This is a genomic window from Nocardioides sp. WS12, assembly GCF_014108865.1.
Classification (GTDB): Bacteria; Actinomycetota; Actinomycetes; order Propionibacteriales; family Nocardioidaceae; genus Nocardioides.
Genome location: NZ_CP053928.1, coordinates 2,048,278 through 2,068,073, shown reverse-complemented (window position 1 = coordinate 2,068,073; position 19,796 = coordinate 2,048,278). Strand labels below are relative to the sequence as shown.

The window sequence follows — 19,796 nt, the reverse complement described above, 5'->3', positions numbered from 1 at the left end:
ACGCTTCGATCGTGGTCATCGTCCTCGGCGTCGCGTGCGTGCTGCTCGTCGGCATCGTCGTCCTGTTCGCCCGCGGCCGCGCGAGCCTGCAGACCCAGCTCGCGGACGCCCGGCACCACATCACCCAACTCGAGTCCGACCTCGACGCGGCGCTCCGGCCGCCACCGCCGAGCAGTTCGGCAGAGCGGACGGTACGACGGGTCCTGCGGACGGCGTCCCGGGTCCGCGTGCACGGCATCAGCGGCCTGATCCAGGGCACGATCGAGGACCTGCAGAACTGGGCCAGCGACGACGCCCGGGCCGACATCCTCAACATGGCCGCCTCTGACGGCACGGTCACCCTGTTCTTCTCCGACATCCAGGACTCGACGCCCCTGAACGACCGGCTCGGTGACGCCGCGTGGGTGAAGGTCCTCGCCGCCCACGACCGGGTACTGCGGGCGCGCATCGAGCAGTACCGCGGCCAGGTCGTGAAGACCGCCGGAGACGGCTACATGGTGACCTTCCGCGACGCCGAGGCCGCCTGCCGGGCCGCGCTCGCGATCCAGAAGGACCTGCCCCGCGACGCCACCCTGCGTCGGTACGGCGGCATCCACATCCGGATCGGCATCCACACCGGCCAGGTCGTCGCCCTCGACGGGGACTACTTCGGGCGCAACGTGGCCATGGCCGCGCGCGTCGCCGACCTCGCCCAGGGCGACGAGATCCTCGCGAGCGACGCCGTACGGGAGGCGCTGGACGACGACGCCGCGCTCCGGCTCGAGGAGCTCGAAGCAGTCGAGCTCAAGGGCCTGACCGGCGAGCACGTCATCTGGCGGATCCTTCCGCCCCGTGCCGCCTAGGTACTGAGCAGGACCGACGAGCCGTGGCCGAACAGGCCCTGGTTCGCGGTGATGCCGACCTTCGCGCCCTCGACCTGACGGCCCGTGGCCTGACCGCGCAACTGCCAGGTCAACTCGCAGACCTGCGCGATCGCCTGGGCCGGGACCGCTTCGCCGAAGCACGCGAGACCGCCGGACGGGTTGACCGGGATCCGGCCACCGATCGTGGTGTCCCCCGCGCGCAGCAGGACCTCGGCCTCGCCGGGCTTGCAGAGCTGCAGGTCCTCGATCCAGTCGAGTTCGAGCGCCGTTGACAGGTCGTAGACCTCGGCCACGTCGACGTCCTCGGGACCGATGCCGGCCTCCTCGTAGGCGGCCTGGCCGATCGCTTCCTTGAAGGTGCGCTCGGGGACCCCCGTGAGGGCCGACGAATCGGTCGACAGGAGCGGCATGTCGATGACGGTGTTCGGGAAGGTCGGCGTGACCGTGGAGACCGCGGCGATCTTCACCGGTGACGCGATTCCGTGCTTCTTCGCGTACTCCGCGCTCACGAGTACGACGGCAGCGGCGCCGTCGGACGTGGCGCAGATGTCGAGCAGGTGCAGCGGGTCCGAGACCACCGGCGAGGCCAGCACGTCAGCGATGGTCACCTCCTTGCGGAAGCGCGCGTTCGGGTTCTCGAGACCGTGCTTCGCGTTCTTGACCTTGACCTGCGCGAAGTCCTCGCTGGTCGCGCCGTAGAGGTCCATCCGGCGGCGCGCGTAGAGGGCGAAGTACGCCGGGTTGGTCATGCCGAGCAGTCGGAACCGCAGCCAGTCGGGGTCGTCCCAGCGCTCACCGGCGTTGGGGGCGAGGAAGCCCTTCGGGGTCGTGTCCGCACCGACCACCAGGGCGACCTCGCACAGCCCGGCCAGGATCCGGGTGCGCGCGGTGTCGATGGCCTGGGCGCCGGTGGCGCAGGCGGCGTACGACGTCGCGATCCGCGCGCCGTTCCAGCCGAGCGCCTGGGCGAAGGTCGAACCGGCGACGTACCCGGCGTAGCCGTTGCGCACGGTCTCGCCACCGACGACGAAGTCCACGTCGGCCCAGGCCACGCCGGCGTCCTTGAGGGCGGCGCGGGCGGCGTGGACGCCGTACTCGGTGAAGTTCTTGCCCCACTTGCCCCAGGGGTGCATGCCTGCACCAGCAATGACGACCATCAGTTCTCCTCGGTGGTTGAGGTGCGAGCGGAGCGAGCCTCGAAACCAACCGGCTTCCAGCGATAGATGGTGCGCTCGCCGGTCTCGTCGGCGTGCAGGGTCTCGACGACGAGCTCGACCTCGGCACCGACCGCGAGATCGGCGACGCCGTACCCGTCGGCCACCTGACCGAGGATCACGAGGCCCTCCGGCAACTCGACCGCAGCCAGCGCGAACGGCTGGTACGGGTCACTGGCGGGGACGTACGGCGCCGGCGGCTGGTACTGGGCATCCGTGTAGGACCAGACCGTGCCGCGGTTGGACAGCTCGACGGCGTCGTACTCGTCGCCGTCACAGGCAGGGTTGCGGCAGTAGAAGGCCGCGGCACCCGCGGCGGTCGACACCGGCGGGAACACCACGTTGCTGCAGCGGGTGCAGCGGGACGCGATGAGCCGGGGCGCCTCGCCCGAGGTGAACCAGCCGTCGATGACGGGGGTGGCGGTCATGACACTCCTGAACTAGAACGTGTTCTCATTCTAGCGGGTCTCGACAGGCTCGACCACCGGAGGTTCCACTACTCGCTCGGGACGACCGCCCGCGCGGGGGTGATCGGGACGAACTCCACGATCTCGCTGAACGGAAGGCCCATGTGCCAACGGATCTGGATGAGGGCCACGTCGGCCACCGTCCACGACATGCAGGTCCAGTCCTCCATCCGCGCCAGCGTCGGCTCGACCCGGGATCCGGGCTTCTGCTCATCGATCTGGGCCACGACCAGCAACGGACGGAACGCCCGGCGATCGATGTAGACATGGATCCGCTCGGCGCTCTTGCCCACAGCACCGGCAATCCCGTACAACCCGGTCACGTCTCCGGTGACAGTGATGCCGATGTCGCCGTCAGGCTGGAGGTGCACGCCCGAGAGGCCCACCTGGGGCAGGGTCTCGGGACCGGCCGAAGCGGCGATCCTGCGTGCCAGCTGAGCGGTGTCGGCCCTGGAGACGTTGCCGAGGCTGGCAATGGGTACGTCGAGACGGTCATTGGGCGCCGAGCGAACGCCGGGCAGCATCCCCAGGCGGCCCGAGAGCGCACGCAGCTCCTCCACCACCTCGTCGGGTGGCACGAATGCAACGCGAAGCATCATGACGATCCCCTCCACCAGCCTCATCGGCTCAGCGAACGGGATCCGAAGGAAACTAGTCCCCCGGTTCAGGGTCCTCGGGCGGCGGCGGCCCCGGCTTCTTGCACACGACGGTGTCGGCCGGCGTGTAGTTGGTGTGGAACTTCTCGGTGTGGTGGACCGTGGACTCCCCGTGCTTGCGGAAGATCCGGGTCACATCGATCTGGAACCCCGACGAGCCCTGGTGGACCTCGCAGTCGGGCGTGGTGAGGGTGCGCGTCGCGGGCGGGACGTAGGCGTACCGCGCCGAGCTCTTCGACTTGATGTTCCAGACCTTCGTCGACCACATCTGCACGGTGACAACACCCTGGGAGGAGTAGTTGCTGGGCTGCACCCAGGCACGCACGAGGACGCCGTACGGGCTGTCGTTCTCGAAGGACATGTCGACCGTCGGCCAGGCCACCGTTGCCTCACGGCCGGCGGGATAGCGGTCGATGTAGAACGAGTGCGGCTTGTGCTCGATGTCCTTCAGGCCGGCGTAGAACATCGCGTTGAAGGTCGTCGTGGCGAGCTGTGAAACGCCGCCACCAAGGTCCTTCTTGAGGATGCCGTTGTTGATGACGTAGCCCTCGGTGAAGCCGTTCTCGGCGGTGCGCTCCCCGACGATGCCGTTGAGCGAGAACCGCTCCCCCGGCTTGAGGACGGTGCCGTCGATCAACTCGGCGGCGCGGCCGATGTTGATGTTGCGGTAGTCGGCGTGCGGGTAGTAGGTCACCCACTGCGAGACCTTCTCGACGATCTTCAGGTCCTTGGCGTCCTGCGTCGTGAACTCGGCGTCGGTCACCTCGGCCTCGACCTTGCCGCTGCGCGAGCCCTGGGGCGCGGTGAGCAGGCCCTGGAAAACGGTGGCGACATCGGCCGGGTCGAAGGCGACGCCCGGCTTGGCCGGAATCACCTTCGGCTTGCCCTTCACGAGCTTGACGGTGGCGTCCACCGGCTTGCCGTCTGCGGTGGCGTCCGCGACCAGCGTGGCCAGCTTGGCCTGGTCGACGACCGGGACGAGTTCACCGTTCTCCGGCTTCATCGACAACGCAGCGGCGAACTTGCGCGGCTCGAGACGGATGTCGTTCGCACCGAAGACCAGGATGACGGCGTTGGCCATCGCGGGGTTCGCGAACGACTCAGTGGCCTCGGCAACATCCGTGGCGTCGATGTCAGGCTCGGCGTTGGCGACCTGCAGGGACACGGACTTCTCGCCGGCCAGGTAGGCGTCGATGATCGCGGTGCGCGCGGCATCGCGGTCGATGGCCTTGCCGGACTGCGGGTCGACGGTCTCGACGCCGTCGGCCGTGAACTTCACCTGGCCATCCTTCGGCGGCGTGCCGAGGCCCTTCGAGAGGTCGTCGAGCTTCGCGTCGAAGAGTTCGTCGTCCACGGTGACCACCGCGTCGACGTCCGTGCCGCCGGTGAAGTAGTCCCACTGGCGGCCCGGGCTCCAGCTCGAGCCGGCCCCGGCCGCGTCGACCGACGCGGCGTAGTCGACCTGCAGGCCGATGTCGCCGGGTTCGACGGCGGAACCGTTGCCCTTGTTCGCAGTCCCGGATGCCGATGCGACCGAGACGTCGATGTCCGTGTCGGCGCGCTCTTCGAAGACCGCGGACAGCTTGTCGACGGCGGCGCTCCGGCTGAGGCCCCCGACGTCGACGCCGGAGATGGACGTACCGCGCGGCACCTTGTCGCCCGCCAGGGCGTAGGCGCCCGCGTAACCGCCACCCACGAGGACCACGAGGCTCGCAACGACGCCGGCAACGACCTTGCCGCCGGCGCGCTCGCTCTTGCCCTCCGTGGGCTCCCAGTTCGTCACGCGCGTCAGTCTAGGGAGCGGTACCCGGCTGACCTGAATCGCGAACCGGCCCGCGTGGCGCGATCAGACCGACGAATCCGGCCCCGAACACCAGGATTCCAGCGCCGAGCAGCAGGTAGCCGTCGACGTCACCCGCCACGACGAAGTCCCCTTCGGCACGCTCCGGCGTCACCAGCACGAGGACGGCCACCCAGCCGAGCGCGAAGGACAGGCGCGACCACCAGCCCGCGGGGAGCGCCACCAACGAGGCCGCCGTTGCCGCCAGTCCGAGGGCCAGGCCCCAGGCGTAGCCGTGCAACGCGACCGTGCACACCGAGACGCCCAAGCCCAGCAACGCGCAGGGCACGGCCAGCAACGCGCGCCCCCAGGCCGGCATCGTGTCGCCCCGGCTCACCCGGCGGAGACGCCTGCGAACAGGTCGGTCTCCCAGCCGTTGTCCGCCGTGTCGCCGGGCACGCCCTTGACCAGGCGGAACTGCTCACGACCGAAGGCCTGGGCACCCATGTTGTTGGACAACGCGAAGAACGGTCCGTCGGTCGTGATCTGCGTGGCGTGGGCGCGCAGGGCGTCCAGCTTCTGGTCGACGTACGCGCCCGCGTCGACCTCGCAGTCGATGTCCTCGTCGCGACGGAAGATCGGGGGCAGCGGTCCGTCCGGTTCCATGCCCTCGAACGTGGTCGTGTCGCCGGCGGCCCGCATCGCGCGCAACCCTTCGCGGAGCCGGCTCTCGGCCATCGCGCCCCAGTAGATCTTCGCGATCTCCCAGGCCTCCCCCAGGTCCGGTCGGTACGACGCCACGGCAGCCAGTTGCGCGGCGTACATCGCGACCCGGTGGGCCTGGATGTGGTCGGGATGTCCGTAGCCACCGAACTCGTCGTACGCCACCATCACCTGCGGCCGCACCTCACGGATCACCGCCACCAGGTGGGTGGCGGCCTCGGTCAGGTCGGCGTGCCAGAAGGCGTTGTCGTGGATGTCGTCGGCGGCGATCGCGTGGCCGTCCTCGTGCCACTTCATGCCGGAGTCGCGGTAGGTGCCGAAACCACCGAGGAACCGGTGGTCGGTGACACCTAGCGCGACCATGGCGGCATCGAGTTCGCCCTTGCGGTGCTCGCCGAGGGTGTCCTCCTGGTCGGCGGCCAGATGCACCAGTCCGGGCACGAGGATCTCGCCCATCTCGCCCGCCGTGCAGGTGACCAGCGTGACGCCGCGACCCTCGGCGACGTACTTCGCCATCGTGGCGCCCTGGCCGATCGACTCGTCGTCGGGGTGAGCGTGGACGAGGAGCAGCCGGTGTGCCGGTGTTTCACTCATGCTCAGGAGCGTAATGATGTCTGCCATGACTTCCACGCTCGGGCGCTTCGTGACCGCCTCTGTCGCTGTCGTACTGACCACCAGCGGGTTGAGTGGGTGCGGCCTCCTGGACGGTAGTTCGCGGATCCAGGAGGCCCTCGAATACCTCCCCGCCGACATGACGAACGTGGTCTTCGTCGATGAGTCAGCGATCTCCGAGCGACTGGATGTCGACGACCTCGAGACCGGAGCATCGGAGAAGGACATCGAGCGGTGGATCGAGGCCTCGAAGGCCGAGGCCTACGGATCCGAGCTCCGCAACTGGACCCAGGTCATGCAGGATGCCGCGTTCAGTGAGTTCGACGTCGAGTGGGAAGCCACCGCGACCTCGGAGGACGGCCTGGTGCGGGTGACCAAGCTCAACGCCGACACCGACTTCGACGCCATCGCCGACGATCTCGAGGACGCCGGTTACGAACGGTCGAAGGACGGCGACGCGGAGACCTTCGAGGCCGACCTCTCCTCCGCGGACGCGACGACCGGACTGATCGGCGACCGCTACCCCGGCGTTCTGATCAACCTCGCCCTGGTCCCCGACGAGCACCTCATCGTGGCGGGCGCCATCGCCGAAGGCCTCGACGTCATCAGCGAGGACAAGGACTCCCTGGCCGACTCGGGCAGGTTCGATGACCTGCTGGACCAGGCGCCCGGCGACGACCTCGAGTTCGCCGCGCTCGACGTCGACCCGCCCTGTGCGTCCACGCTCGGGAGGAATGCCTCGCCCGAGCAACAGGAACAGGTTCTCGGCGGCCTCGGGCACCCCCGCAACATCGGCTACTTCGCTGCCCCGGACGAGCGGTTGAAGGTCGTGCGCTTCCTGCTGGACGAGGAGTCAGCCGAGGACGACGAGAACAGTCTGGCGACCTACCTCGACGGAGGGGCGCAAGACGCCGGACTCGACGCCGACTTCGACACCGAGGTGGAGGGCAGGACAGTCATCGTCGAGGCGGACTTCGACGACCGTCGGCAGCTCACCCAGGCGTGGACGCGCGGCGAAGGGCCGTTCGCCTGCTCGCCCGCGTGAGCACGGGCGAATCTCAGTCGGGCCGCTTGATCCGCTTCGGCTGGTCCGGCAATGGCAGCACGAACCCGGCCTTGGTCTGCGGTACGACGGGCGCGGCGTCCTCGTCGTCGTAGTCCAGCCAGCCGTCGTACATCTCGACGAGCATGTCGAGCTGGATCTCCGGGGCGTCGGTGATCACGGCCCACGGGTGGCCCTCTTCGTCGTCCTCACCGGCGAGGCGTTCCCTCACGACCTCCGCGGCATACCCGCCCCGCACCAGCACGAGCGCGGCGGACCGCGCGTGCTCCTCCTCGAAGAAGATGCCCCTCACCTGCCCATCATGGCGCAGCCGTTCGGCTAGCGTGACCGCCGTGGCCGGACTTCACCTGACCCGCACCGCTGAGAACGGCGCCGAGATCGACGCCCTCGCCACGGCCCTCGACTCCGACGGAGGCGGCCGGGTCGGCCTCGACGGCATGCTGCCGGACCTGACCGGCACGTTGCGCCGCACATTCGCGCCCACTCCCCGCCTGCTCGGCCTCAAGGTCAGCAAGGCCTACACATGGGAGGCGTTCGACCGCCGGGATCCGGAGTGGTGGCCCCAGGGCATCACCACCTCGGCGCTCACCGGCTTCAGGGAGAAGCACGGCCGCGACGTCCTGGCCTCGTCGTGGTACTCCAAGCTCGGCGCCGGTTCGCGGATCAGCATCATCGACCTCGAACGCCATCGCTACGGCCACGTGCTGCTCGTGACCCCGACGCTCGTCGACGGTGTGCCCGGCTTCAAGCCGCTGAAGGTGCACGCGGGCGGCATCGTCTGGCACGGCGACTACCTGCACGTCGCCGGGACCGGGCGCGGTTTCTTCAGTTGCCGCTTCGAGGACCTTCTTCGGGTGCCGGCCGGGTCGTCGTACGAGACCTTTGGGCATCGCTACGTCCTGCCCGTCCGGTTCGCGCACCGCGGCAAGTCGGACGAGGGGCAGGCCAAGCTGCGTTTTTCGTTCTTCACCATCGACCGGAGTACGACGGAGCCGACCCTGGTCGTCGGCGAGTACGGATCCAGCAAGCAGACCCGCCGGATGGCGCGATTCCCGATCGACCCAGCCACGGGGTTGGTGGCCGCGGACGCCGAGGGGCTGGCCCGACCGGTGATCGACGAACGGGGCCAGGCCCGGATGCAGGGCGTCTCCGTGGTCGACGGCGTCTACTACGTGACGTCGTCGCGCAGCGGCTACTTCCCCGGGTCGGTCTATGTCGGTGAGCCAGGCGCATTCCGCGAGCACCGCTTCGCGACCGCGATCGGCCCCGAAGACCTGGTGTGGTGGCCCGAGACGAACCGCTTCTGGTCGGTCAGCGAGCATCCGCGTCGGCGCTGGATCTTCGGCTTGAAGCGCTCGAACCTGCCGGCCTGAGCGCACCTTTCTGAAACGTCGGGGCTCTAGGGTCGGTGCATGATCCTGCAGCCCGGGACCGGCCCGATCCGTGCCGCGTCCTATCTCCCGGCGGACCCGGACGCGGTCCTGTGGGGTCGGCTGCCGTGCTCTGCTGACGCGCCGGTAGCGACGGTGGAGTCGGGTGCGGAGGTCACCTTCGACACGATCAGCCACGAAGGGATCCTCGAAGACCAGGGCCGCGACCCGCGGGCCTTCTTCGGGGGCCACGGCGTTGGTGAGGACGGCGTGCTCGCCGATGCGATCGCGCTCGCCGCATCGCCGGTCCCCCACGTGGTCGGCGTCGACGGACCACACGTGGTGTCGCGACCGGTGCACATTTCCGGCGCCCGGGTGGGCGATCTGCTCGCCATGACGGTGGTGGAGACGCTGCCGCGGGTGCCGTACGGCGTGGTCTCCAACCGGCACGGTCGGGGTGCACTGCCGGACGAGTTCCCCGCCTCCGGGGACACGGTGTCGGTCTTCACACGGGTGTCCGACGACGGTGCGCGAGGCCTGCTGCCGTTGGTCGAGGGTGGCGACCCGGTCGTGTCGTTCCCGCTGGCTCCCTTCCTCGGGATCATGGGCGTCGCCCCGGCCGCTGGCGAACGCCCGCATTCCGTCCCGCCCGGCGCGTACGGCGGCAACATCGACATCAACCTGCTCACGGTGGGCGCCACCTTGTACCTGCCCGTCCAGGTCGACGGCGCGCTGGCGTACGTCGGCGATCCGCACTTCGCGCAGGGCGACGGCGAGGTGTCGCTCACTGCACTGGAGGCTTCCCTGCGGGCGACGATCCGGTTCGACGTGGTGCCGCGCGAGGATGCGCTCCGCCGCTTCGGTGAACTCGCTGGTCCCTTGGCAGAGACGACCGATCATCTGGTTCCGACCGGGCTCGATCCGTCGCTCGACGTCGCTCTCCAGAACTGCGTACGGGCTGCGATCGCCCTCCTCGGCGCCCGTTACGGCATGGCCCCGCACCTCGCGTACGCCTACCTCAGCGCCGCCACCGACTTCGACATCTCCCAGGTCGTCGACCTGGTGAAGGGTGTCCACGCGCGGATCCGGAAGAGCGACTTCCCGGAGGTGCGGTGATGGCTGGGCCGCAGTGGGACGAACGGGTGTGGCGGGCGGTCGGCTCGCCGCTTCTGGCTGGTGCCTCCGAGGGCCCGCTTCTCGGCGAGAGCGTCGCGGTCAAGGACCTGTACGACGTCGCTGGGTTCGCCGTCGGCGCCGGAAACCCTGCGTGGCTGGCGGCTTCTGCGGTTGCCGCAGTTTCTGCTCCGGTCGTGTCGACCCTGTTGGCGGCCGGGGCATCGGTGCGCGGGATCAGCCGGACCGACGAGTTCGCCTACTCGCTCGCCGGCACCAATCCCCACTACGGAACGCCACCCAACCCCGCGGCTCCCGGCCGTGTGCCGGGCGGCTCGTCGTCGGGGTCTGCGGCCGCCGTTGCGCTCGGCGAGGCGACGATCGGACTGGGCACGGACACGGGCGGCTCGATCCGGGTGCCGGCCGCCTACCAGGGGCTGTTCGGCATCCGCACCACCCACGACGTCGTACGACGGGACGGGCTGGTGCCGCTGGCCCCGACCTTCGACACCGTGGGCTGGCTGACCCGCTCCCCTGACCTGTTGGCCCGGGTCGGCGACGTGTTGTTGCCGGGGTCGACGACGTCTGCGGATCGGCGCCTTGTGATGGTGCCAGCATTGTTGGCACTCGCCGATGCCGACGTGGCCGCCGCGGTCGCGGGCTGGCAGCCGGACCTGGGCTTGCGATTGCCCGAGGCCTGGCCACTCGACGACCTGTCGTCCTGGCGGGATGCCTTCGTGACGCTGCAGGGCTGGGAGGCGTGGCAGGCCCACGGCGCCTGGCTGGAGGACCGCCTCGACACCCTGGGCGCGGACGTGCGGGGCCGCTTCGAGCGAGCGCGGTTGGTCACGGAGGGCGAGGCTTCGGCGGCTCGCGATGTGGTGGCGGCCGCCCGCGAGACGATCCGCGATCTCGTGGCCGACCGGATCGTCGTACTCCCAGCGGCGCCGTCGGTGCCTCCTTCCCTCGGCCCCGACCTGGGCGAACGCCTGCAGGCTGCGCGCGCAGCGACGCTGGCCCTCACCTGCATCGCCGGGATCGGTGGACTGCCTGCCGTCACCGTGCCGCTGACCACCGCCGGCGGGCTGCCCTGCGGTGTGTGTCTGGTGGCCGCCCCCGGGCGGGACAAGGACCTGCTCGACCTCGTCAACCAAGGGTCCGTGCTGCGCGTGTAACAGGTGTCCAGAAGGAGGACGCCATGAACATTTCCCGGCACATGAGGCGCATCGTGCGCCCGCTCGCCCTCGCCCTCGCCCTCGCCGTGAGCATCGCACCGGTCGCGGCGGTCACGTCGGCGCCGGCGGCATCGACCGCGGCCTGCGCGGCGCAGTGGGGATCGCTCGTCAAGGCGCGAGCGCCGCACACCAGCAAACAGATCACGAACGTCCGGTCCGGTCAGCACCTGTGCTTCGACCGGCTGGTGATCGACATCAACGCCCGTGGCACGGGCGCGCCCGGCTACCGGGTCGCGTACGTCCAGCAGGTCGCCGCGGACGGCTCCGGCGCCCTCGTTCCGCTGCGCGGTGGCGCCCGGCTGAGCATCGTCGTCAAGGCCCCGGCGTACGACGCCAACGGCAAGCTCACCTACCGGCCCGCCAACCGGCGCGAACTCGTCAACGTCGCCGGCTACCGGACCTTCCGCCAGGTCGCCTGGGCCGGGAGCTTCGAGGGACAGACCACGATCGGGCTCGGCGTGCGTGCCCGGCTTCCGATGCGCGTCCTGGTCCTGAACAACACCGGCGGCGGGCACCGGGTCGTCGTGGACGTCGCGCACCGCTGGTACTGACCAACAGGTCAGATGCGTTCGAGTTTGTAGTGCAGGCGCATCGCGGTGGCGCGGCCCATCCGCAGCACGTGGTCGGTGCGCAACACGCCGCGGTCGTCGACGTACACGTGGAAGGTCTCGTGGACCGGGGCGCGGGAGGCGTAGGTGCGGCCGCCGTCCTCGACGACGACGTAGGCACCGTCGCCACCGAAGCGGCCGCCCGGCGACTCGAGCCACAACGACCCATCGCGCAGGACCGACGGCTTGAGGAAGACCTGCACGTTGCCCGACTCGAGCGGGAACGCGACGTGGACCGACGGGCGCTGGGCGCCGGGGAGGGTGCGCTGCGAGTAGCAACCGCTGAAGACGTAGTCCCCGGTCGCACGAAGGGTGCGCAGCCAGCCCGCGGCCACCTGGTCGCCGGCGGCATCGCGGATCACGGAGATCCGGCTGTCCATGCCCTTCGCGACATCGAGAGGACGGGTCGGCAGGGCGAGTTGCTCGACACGCTTGCCGAAGAAGCGCGAGATCAGTTCGCCGCCCGGCCAGGCCCACGGCGCCCAGGCACTCCAGACCTCGACGTGCCACTGCGCGGTGTGCTCGTAGAAGTCCCGCACCTGCGGGAGGAGGTCGGCAGCACGGAAGCCCGGCCCATCGAGCTCGGCCATCGACGCCAACAGGCCGGCGTCCGGCGAGTCCTCGTCGACCCGGCCGCCATGCAGGGCCGCCTCGGCCGCGAGCCAACCGTCGCGGACGACCGCCGACGTGCTCGTGGGCGCACGCAACCACGCATGCGCGCCCGCGAGATCCACCGGTCGCCCCAGCGAACGCCAGAACTTCCGGGTCCCGAGATCGACCAGCGGCGTCACGAATCAGACGCCGAGGCGGGCGAGTTCCTCGTCGATGACGACGGGGTCGAGCTTGGTGAAGACCGGTGTCGGCTTCGCCACCGCGCGGCCCACCTCGATCAGGTGCCGCTGCCAGTTCGGGAATCCGGTGTAGTCGCCAGTGATGATCGGGTAGGACCGGCCCTCGATGTCGAGGTCGGCCACGTCCTCGATCCGCGGCATCGGCGCGATCGCACCATCGCCGCCGAACGCCTTGTCGACCTCGTTGGCGGAGAACGGCAGGAACGGGCTGAGCACGATGTTCAGGTCAGCGACACACTGCGCCATCACGTGCAGGATCGTGCCCAGGCGCTCGCGATCCGCCGGATCCTTGGCCAACTTCCACGGCTCCAGGTCCGAGACGTACTTGTTCACCTCGGCCACCGCACGCATCGCTTCGCCGACGGCCTGCTTCTGGCGGTGCTTGGCGATCAGGTCACCGACGGTGTCGAACGCCGCCTCGGTCGCGGCAAGGACCGCAGTGTCCTCGGCAGTGAGCTCGCCCGCCGGCGGGATCTCCTCGAAGTTCTTCGCGATCAGGTTGGCGGTCCGGTTGACCAGGTTGCCCCACCCCGCGACCAGTTCGTCGTTGGTACGACGGACGAACTCGGCCCAAGTGAAGTCGGAGTCCTGGTTCTCCGGGCCGGCCGCAGCCACGAAGTAGCGGAACGCGTCCGGCTGGTAGCGCTCGAGCAGGTCGTGGACGTAGATGACGACCTTCTTCGACGAGGAGAACTTCTTGCCCTCCATCGTCAGGAACTCCGACGACACGACCTCGGTCGGCAGGTTGAGGACGCCGAGCTCGCGCGGCGACCCGCCCTTGTCGCCCTTGCCGGCGTAGGCCAGCAGTTCGGCGGGCCAGATCTGGGAGTGGAAGGTGATGTTGTCCTTGCCCATGAAGTAGTAGGCCAGGGACTCCTCGGCGCCGTCGGCGGCCGGGTTCCACCAGTCACGCCAGGCGTCCGGGTTGCCGGTACGACGAGCCCACTCGATCGACGCCGACAGGTAGCCGACGACCGCGTCGAACCAGACGTACAGCTTCTTCGTGGAGTTCTCGCGCCACCCGTCCAGCGGCACCGCGATGCCCCAGTCGATGTCGCGGGTCATCGCCCGCGGGCGGATCTCCTTGAGGATGTTCTGGCTGAATCGGATCACGTTCGGCCGCCACAGGCCCGTCGCCTCGCGGCCGTCGAGCCACTCGGTGAGCGCCTCGGCCAGCGCAGGCAGGTCCAGGAAGAAGTGCTGGGTCTCGATGAACTCCGGCGTCTCGCCGTTGATCTTCGAGCGTGGGTTGACGAGGTCGTGCGGGTCGAGCTGGTTGCCGCAGTTGTCACACTGGTCGCCGCGCGCGCCGTCGTACCCACAGATCGGGCAGGTGCCCTCGATGTAGCGGTCCGGCAGGGTGCGACCCGTGGAGGGCGAGATGGCGCCGTACGTCGTCTGCTCGACGAAGTAGCCGTTCTCGTAGACGCCGAGGAAAAGCTCCTGCACCACGCTGTGGTGGTTGCCGGTCGTCGTACGCGTGTAGAGGTCGTAGCTGACCCCCAGCCCGACGAGGTCCTCGATGATCAGCCGGTGGTTCTTGTCGGCCAGTTCCTGCGGGGTCACCCCGGCCTCGTCGGCAGCGATCAGGATCGGCGTGCCGTGCTCGTCGGAGCCCGACACCATGAGCACCTCGTTGCCCGCCATCCGCTGGTACCGACTGAACACGTCGGAGGGAACACCGAAACCGGCCACGTGGCCGATGTGGCGTGGGCCGTTGGCGTACGGCCAGGCGACAGCGGAGAGGACATGCGTCATGGGGTCAACCTTAGGGACTCCGGCGGCGGGCCGGCGCCACGCCCTCAGGAGAAGTCGAGGTCACCCGTCCGGGAGCGCTTGAGCTCGTAGAAGTACGGGAACGAGGCGACCGCGACGGTGCCGTCCCAGAGCCGACCGGCGTCCTCGCCGCGCGGGATCTTCGAGAGGACCGGACCGAAGAACGCCGTGCCGTTGACGTGGATCGTGGGTGTGCCGACCTCGTTGCCGACCGCGTCCATCCCCTCGTGGTGCGACTTCGCCACCGCGTCGTCGTACGACGGGTCCGTGGCCGCCTCGATCAGGTCGGCGTCGAGGCCCACCTCGTCGAGCACTTCGGCGATCAGGCCGAGGCCACCGTCGGGCTCTTCGTGCAGGGGACGACCACCGAGGTGGATGCGGGCACCGAAGGCGTCGTACATCGGGAGCAGGACCTTGTCGCCGTGGCGTTCCTGCGCCGCGATCAGCACCCGGACGGGACCCCAGGCGGGGGCGAGCCGCACCCGGTACTCCTCGGGCAGGTCCCGGTCCTTGTTCAGGTACGCCAGGCTCATCACGTGCCAGACGACCTCGACGTCGCGGACCTTCTCGACCTCGAGGATCCACCGGGAGGTGATCCACGCGAACGGGCAGAGCGGGTCGAACCAGAGGTCAGCGCGGTTGGGCGCAGTGGCGAAGGACATGTCGGGCCAACCACGTCACCCGCGACAGCATTCCCTGTCGGGTCAGCGAACGACGACCGAGGAGTCCCGACGGACCCGCGGAACAGCGGCGGAACCCTGGTAGCTCACGATCACGTCCTTGCGTCCGGCTGAATAGACCTTCGCGGAGACCACGGCCCGACCGTCGACCAGTCGGACGGTCCTGACCGTGCCACCGATCCGGACCCGGACCTCGCCGGTGACCGGGACGACCCCGGGAGCGGTGATCTGGATGCGCGCCTTCACGGAGCGTCCCCGGACTTCGGTGGTGAGCCGGACCGTTCCCGGGCTGGTGACCACACCGGCCTTGGTCAGCGTCTCCGGAAGCGGCGCGTAGTTCTTGCGGGTGCGGCTGATCTTGAGCGAGATGGTCTTTCCGGCGTCGGGTGCGGTCAGGCGGTACGACGCCGTGGTCGCGCCGGGGACAGGCACCCCGTTGCGGAGCCACTGGAGCACCACGGTGGCGTCGGCCGGCGTGACCGCTCCCGTCACTGCGCGCAGTGTGTTGCCGAGGTTCGCCTTGCCGGTGATCGCTGACGGGCTCGCCACTTCGATGGCACCGCTCAGCACCTGGCCGACCACGATCGTCGGCGCGGCCGTGTCCGGGTAACCCGCCTGACGGGCAACGGCGCGCACGCTGATGACCTTGCCGACCAGTTCCGGCACGAGCGGCAACTGGGCGGTGTCGTTGCCCTTGAGCAGGACGCCGTCGGCGTACCAGCGCCACCAGGTCTGGCCGGGCGTGGGCAGCCACGTGCCCGTCGTGGCGGTGAGCACCTCGTCGACGTACGGACTTCCCTGGATGACCGGCTTCTGCTCGAGGACAAGGGTTCCGGGTACGACGGCGGCCGTGGCGATCGAGGTCTGGACGCCGTCGGTGTAACCGGCCCGCTTGGTGCGCACCGTGACGGTGACCGGCTTGCCCACGTCGGCGGCACGCGGCGTGAAGGTGCGCGTGACGACGCCAGTGCTGACGCCACCGACCAGCCAGTTGTAGCTGACGCTGCTCGGGCTGACCGACCAGAGGCCGGTGGTGGAGGTGAGCGTGGAGCCGACGGCGCTGGTGCCGCTGATGACCGGAGGGGTCTTTCCGGCGATCCGCTTGTCGGTGAAGTGGATGAACCCGGTCGGCCAGCGGCCGCTCGACTTCAGGATCGTGCGCCAGTGGAAGGTGCCGCCCCAACTGTCCTCGGAGATCACGATCTCCGTCGGCGACACGACCCGCTCGACGTACGCGACGTGTCCTGCCGAGCCACTGCCGTTGGAGTACCGACCCCACCAGGCGATCGCGCCGACGTTCGGGACCTGGTCGGTGATGCTGGCCATCCGCAAGCCCCACTCGCTCGCGTTGCCGCCACCGGTCCACGGACGCGTGGCGGGACCGCCGGACTTGATCACCCGGTAGGCCGCGTAGTTGGTGCAGTTGTGACCGGAGTACATCCGCCAGTACATCGTGCCGCTGACCGCGCCGTAGCCGGCGTCGGAGTAGCCCGCGCTCCTGCATCCGGAGTAACCACTGCAGTGATAGGTGGTCGCTGCCGATGGGGAGGTCGCCACACCGACCCGCGCCGGTGATCCCACCAGCAGCAAGGTCGCGATGAGCGCACTGGTGACGACGGAGGTCCCCCAGCGCGCAGCCAGTCCCCGATTGCGCATGTCGAACACCATCGGACACATGTGCCCCAAAACGCAACAAAATCCCCAGAAATCTCGTGCTTCACTGGCGTGTCGCGTTGACTTTTCATAGTTACACGGTTGTAGTTCCGCGCTCGCGGGTCCCAGGCCCCCTCCTCGAGTCGCACCCGATTGTCTGACAATGTGGACCGGATGTAAGGATGACCGCATGCCCGGCACCAACCTCACCCGCGACGAAGCGGCCACCCGCGCGGCCCTCGTCAGCGTGACTTCCTACGTCATCGACCTCGACCTCACGAACGCGACCGCGGAGGGCGTCGAGACCTTCGGTTCGACGACGACTCTGACCTTCACGTGCCGCGCTCCGGGGAGCAGCACGTTCGCCGACCTGGTCGACGCGACGATCCACGAGATCACGCTCAACGGCGCTCCCCTGGACCCCGCGACGGCATACGCCGACAGCCGGATCACGCTGACCGACCTGCAGGCCGAGAACGTCCTGGTCGTGCGTGCGGACTGCACCTACTCGCACACCGGCGAGGGCCTGCACCACTTCGTCGACCCCGCCGACGGCAACATCTACCTCTACTCGCAGTTCGAGGTGCCGGACGCCCGCCGCGTCTACACCACCTTCGAGCAGCCCGACCTGAAGGCGCCGTTCACCTTCAACGTCACCGCGCCGGCGCACTGGAAGGTCGTCTCCAACGCGGCCACGCCCGAACCGGTCTCGACCGGCTCGGCCAACGGGGTCGACACCGCGGTGTGGAACTTCCCGCCGACCAAGCCGATGTCGACGTACATCACGGCCGTCGTCGCCGGTGACTACTACGAGGTCCAGGACGTCTACGAGGGCAAGCACGGAACGATCCCGCTCGGCCACTACAGCCGGCAGTCGCTCAAGGAGTTCCTCGAGCGCGACCGCGACGAGATCGTGACCCTCACCAAGCAGGGCTTCGAATTCTTCGAGGACGCCTTCGGCTACCCGTACCCGTTCGGCAAGTACGACCAGCTCTACGTCCCCGAATACAACATGGGCGCGATGGAGAACGCCGGCTGCGTGACCCTGCGCGACGAGTACCTCCCCCGCTCACGCCAGCCGCGCTCGTTCTACGAGTTCCGCGCGTCGGTGATCCTGCACGAGATGGCCCACATGTGGTTCGGCGACCTCGTGACCATGAAGTGGTGGGACGACCTCTGGTTGAACGAGTCCTTCGCCGAGTGGGCCTGCTACCACGCCGAAGCCCTCGCGACGTCGTACGACGACGCCTGGACCGGGTTCACGAACGCCCGCAAGCAGACCGGCTACCGCGCGGACTCGCTGCCGTCGACGCACCCGATCGCGGCCGACAACGTCGACCTGCACGCGGTCGAGGTCAACTTCGACATGATCACCTACGCCAAGGGCGCAGCGGTGCTCAAGCAGCTCGTCGCCTGGGTGGGGCTCGACCCGTTCCTCGCTGGCCTGCGGCAGTACTTCCAGGACCACGAGTACGGCAACACCGAGTTCTCGGACCTGTTGACGGCCCTCGAGAAGGCGTCAGGCCGCGAACTGTCGAGCTGGGCGCAGGAGTGGCTGCAGACCGCAGGCACCAACACCTTCACCCCCGAGCTCGAGCTGGCCTCCGACGGCACCTACGCGTCGTACGCCGTCCTCCAGAGCGCTCCGGCCGACCACCCGACGCTGCGTCGCCACCGCGTCGGCGTCGGCTTCTACAACAGCAACGACGAGGGCCGCCTCGTTCGCACCGACTACGTCGAGGTCGACGTCGAGGGTGAGCGCACCGAACTCACCGAGCTGGTCGGCAAGGCCCAGCCCGAACTGCTGCTGCTCAACGACGAGGACCTGGCCTTCGCCAAGATCCGCCTCGACGAGCGGTCCCTCGCCACCGCGATCGCCCGCCTCTCCGACCTGGACGACTCGCTGGCCCGCGCGCTGATCTGGAGCGCCGCCTGGGACATGACCCGCGACGCCGAGCTCTCCGCAAACGACTTCGTGACCCTGGTGCTCGGCAACATCGGCAAGGAGACCGACGCCTGGGGCCTCAGCCGGATCCCCGTGTACGCCGCCCAGGCCGTCAACCTCTACAGCGCCCCGGCCGGCCGGGCTGCCCTGTCAGCCCGCTGGCAGGAGGGCCTGCGGGCCCTGCTGGAACAGGCCGAGGCCGGCACCGACCACCAGTTGACGTTCGCCCGCTCCTACGCCGGCGCCGCGACCAGCGACGCCGCGATCGCCGACCTGGAGGCGATCCTCGACGGCTCGCTCGTCTTCGAGGGCCTTGCCGTTGACCAGGACCTCCGCTGGTCGCTGCTCACGGCCCTGGCCCGGGTCGGCAGCGCCGACGACGCCCGCATCGACGCGGAACTCGCAAAGGACAACACGATCTCCGGCCAGGAGAAGTCGGCCGCGGCCCGCGCCGCGCTCCCGACCGCTACGGCGAAGGAGCGCGCCTGGACCCAGGCACTGCTCGACCCGACGGTCCCGAACGAGACCCAGCGCAGCGTCGTCCTCGCCTTCATGCAGCCCGGCCAGGAGGAAGTGTTGACGCCGTACGTCGCCACGTACCTCGCCGAGGTCGCGGGCACGTGGGAGCGGCTCGGTGCCCACAAGGCGTCGGTCGCGCTGGAGTTCATCTTCCCGCGCATCCTGGCCACGCAGGCCACCCTCGACGCCGTCGACGCCTGGCTCGCCGAGAACGCCGAGACGGTCAATGCGGGCGCACTGCGCTACGTCCGTGAGGGACGCGCTGACGTGGCCCGGGCCCTCGCGGCGCAGGCGTTCGACGCGAGTTAGTCCTTCGCGAACTGACCGAGCAGTTCGATACCGCGATTGAGCCCACCGGCGAGATCACCCGCGGCGAACCGCTCGGTCATCGCGGTGACGGCCTGCGACGACTCGTCGTCGGTCAGCCGTTCACGGACGTGACCGCCGGTGACGATCTCGACGGCCTTGCGGGCCGTGTCGACCATGATCAGGACGCTGCGGGCCGGCAGCACGAGCGTGTTGTGCAGGCTCGTGGCGAAGTCACGCGGGTCACCGGTGGCGGATCCGACGAACACCGAGATCTCGGCACGGCACGCCTGCTCGGCGTGGCGGATGGTGACGTCCAGCTTGGCCCGCTCGGCCTCGCTCAGGGATCCGTTGCTGGTCAT

At 69.3% G+C, this 19,796-nt stretch carries 19 protein-coding genes; 7 read left to right on the top strand and 12 right to left on the bottom strand.

Features of this window, described 5'->3' with window-relative positions; all coding sequences use genetic code 11:
* The first annotated feature begins 11 nt into the window (after positions 1-11).
* The gene (locus HRC28_RS10010) at positions 12-842 is read left to right on the top strand and encodes an adenylate/guanylate cyclase domain-containing protein (protein WP_182379945.1); all 831 of its coding nucleotides are present in this window, start codon (positions 12-14) and stop codon (positions 840-842) included.
* On the opposite strand, the gene HRC28_RS10005 is transcribed toward HRC28_RS10010, so the two are convergent.
* The 6 genes from HRC28_RS10005 to mshB all read right to left on the bottom strand — a co-directional run bounded on the left by HRC28_RS10005 (position 839) and on the right by mshB (position 6,297).
* Positions 839-2,020: a lipid-transfer protein gene (locus HRC28_RS10005; protein ID WP_202033286.1), complete on the bottom strand. Its 1,182-nt coding sequence runs from the start codon at positions 2,018-2,020 to the stop codon at positions 839-841. The genes HRC28_RS10010 and HRC28_RS10005 overlap by 4 nt on opposite strands.
* Entirely contained in the window at positions 2,020-2,505 is a 486-nt protein-coding gene (locus tag HRC28_RS10000; RefSeq protein WP_182379944.1) for an OB-fold domain-containing protein, read from the bottom strand. Before HRC28_RS10000 ends, HRC28_RS10005 begins: the two co-directional genes overlap by 1 nt.
* A gap of 68 nt (positions 2,506-2,573) precedes the next feature.
* Entirely contained in the window at positions 2,574-3,143 is a 570-nt protein-coding gene (locus HRC28_RS09995) for a hypothetical protein (protein ID WP_182379943.1), read from the bottom strand.
* Positions 3,144-3,195: 52 nt separating this feature from the next.
* Positions 3,196-4,983 (bottom strand): VanW family protein, encoded by a 1,788-nt coding sequence (locus HRC28_RS09990; protein ID WP_182379942.1) that lies wholly within the window; start codon positions 4,981-4,983, stop codon positions 3,196-3,198.
* Positions 4,984-4,993: 10 nt separating this feature from the next.
* Positions 4,994-5,377, bottom strand: coding sequence for a hypothetical protein (locus tag HRC28_RS09985; RefSeq protein ID WP_182379941.1), 384 nt, complete (start codon positions 5,375-5,377; stop codon positions 4,994-4,996).
* Positions 5,374-6,297 (bottom strand): N-acetyl-1-D-myo-inositol-2-amino-2-deoxy-alpha-D-glucopyranoside deacetylase, encoded by a 924-nt coding sequence (mshB, locus tag HRC28_RS09980; protein ID WP_182379940.1) that lies wholly within the window; start codon positions 6,295-6,297, stop codon positions 5,374-5,376. Before mshB ends, HRC28_RS09985 begins: the two co-directional genes overlap by 4 nt.
* A gap of 25 nt (positions 6,298-6,322) precedes the next feature.
* On the opposite strand from mshB, the gene HRC28_RS09975 reads away from it, so the two are divergent.
* Positions 6,323-7,360: a hypothetical protein gene (locus HRC28_RS09975; protein WP_182379939.1), complete on the top strand. Its 1,038-nt coding sequence runs from the start codon at positions 6,323-6,325 to the stop codon at positions 7,358-7,360.
* Between the two features lie 13 nt (positions 7,361-7,373).
* Here HRC28_RS09975 and HRC28_RS09970 read toward each other — a convergent pair whose 3' ends face one another.
* Entirely contained in the window at positions 7,374-7,670 is a 297-nt protein-coding gene (locus tag HRC28_RS09970) for a hypothetical protein (protein WP_182379938.1), read from the bottom strand.
* Positions 7,671-7,710: 40 nt separating this feature from the next.
* On the opposite strand from HRC28_RS09970, the gene HRC28_RS09965 reads away from it, so the two are divergent.
* The 4 genes from HRC28_RS09965 to HRC28_RS09950 are packed head-to-tail and all read left to right on the top strand — an operon-like array spanning position 7,711 to position 11,647.
* Positions 7,711-8,751, top strand: a complete 1,041-nt coding sequence (locus HRC28_RS09965) for a hypothetical protein (RefSeq protein ID WP_182379937.1) — start codon at positions 7,711-7,713, stop codon at positions 8,749-8,751.
* A gap of 39 nt (positions 8,752-8,790) precedes the next feature.
* Positions 8,791-9,864: an acetamidase/formamidase family protein gene (locus HRC28_RS09960; RefSeq protein ID WP_182379936.1), complete on the top strand. Its 1,074-nt coding sequence runs from the start codon at positions 8,791-8,793 to the stop codon at positions 9,862-9,864.
* Positions 9,864-11,036 (top strand): amidase family protein, encoded by a 1,173-nt coding sequence (locus HRC28_RS09955; protein WP_182379935.1) that lies wholly within the window; start codon positions 9,864-9,866, stop codon positions 11,034-11,036. The genes HRC28_RS09960 and HRC28_RS09955 overlap by 1 nt, the downstream gene beginning before the upstream one ends.
* Before the next feature lie 23 nt (positions 11,037-11,059).
* Positions 11,060-11,647 carry a hypothetical protein gene (locus HRC28_RS09950; RefSeq protein ID WP_202033285.1) on the top strand — a complete coding sequence of 196 codons (588 nt, stop codon included), beginning with the start codon at positions 11,060-11,062 and terminating at the stop codon, positions 11,645-11,647.
* A gap of 8 nt (positions 11,648-11,655) precedes the next feature.
* Here HRC28_RS09950 and HRC28_RS09945 read toward each other — a convergent pair whose 3' ends face one another.
* The 4 genes from HRC28_RS09945 to HRC28_RS09930 are packed head-to-tail and all read right to left on the bottom strand — an operon-like array spanning position 11,656 to position 16,667.
* A complete protein-coding gene (locus HRC28_RS09945) occupies positions 11,656-12,495 on the bottom strand; it encodes a hypothetical protein (protein ID WP_182379934.1) in 840 nt (279 codons plus the stop codon).
* 3 nt (positions 12,496-12,498) lie between these two features.
* Positions 12,499-14,313: a methionine--tRNA ligase gene (gene metG, locus HRC28_RS09940; protein ID WP_182379933.1), complete on the bottom strand. Its 1,815-nt coding sequence runs from the start codon at positions 14,311-14,313 to the stop codon at positions 12,499-12,501.
* 44 nt (positions 14,314-14,357) lie between these two features.
* Positions 14,358-14,993: a DsbA family protein gene (locus HRC28_RS09935; protein ID WP_182379932.1), complete on the bottom strand. Its 636-nt coding sequence runs from the start codon at positions 14,991-14,993 to the stop codon at positions 14,358-14,360.
* A gap of 42 nt (positions 14,994-15,035) precedes the next feature.
* Complete coding sequence (locus tag HRC28_RS09930; protein WP_182379931.1) at positions 15,036-16,667, bottom strand: CHAP domain-containing protein; 1,632 nt, start codon at positions 16,665-16,667, stop codon at positions 15,036-15,038.
* Between the two features lie 187 nt (positions 16,668-16,854).
* On the opposite strand from HRC28_RS09930, the gene pepN reads away from it, so the two are divergent.
* Positions 16,855-19,437, top strand: a complete 2,583-nt coding sequence (pepN, locus tag HRC28_RS09925; RefSeq protein ID WP_182379930.1) for an aminopeptidase N — start codon at positions 16,855-16,857, stop codon at positions 19,435-19,437.
* On the opposite strand, the gene HRC28_RS09920 is transcribed toward pepN, so the two are convergent.
* On the bottom strand, positions 19,434-19,796 hold the full coding sequence (locus HRC28_RS09920) for a TPM domain-containing protein (RefSeq protein ID WP_182379929.1): 363 nt from the start codon (positions 19,794-19,796) through the stop codon (positions 19,434-19,436). The genes pepN and HRC28_RS09920 overlap by 4 nt on opposite strands.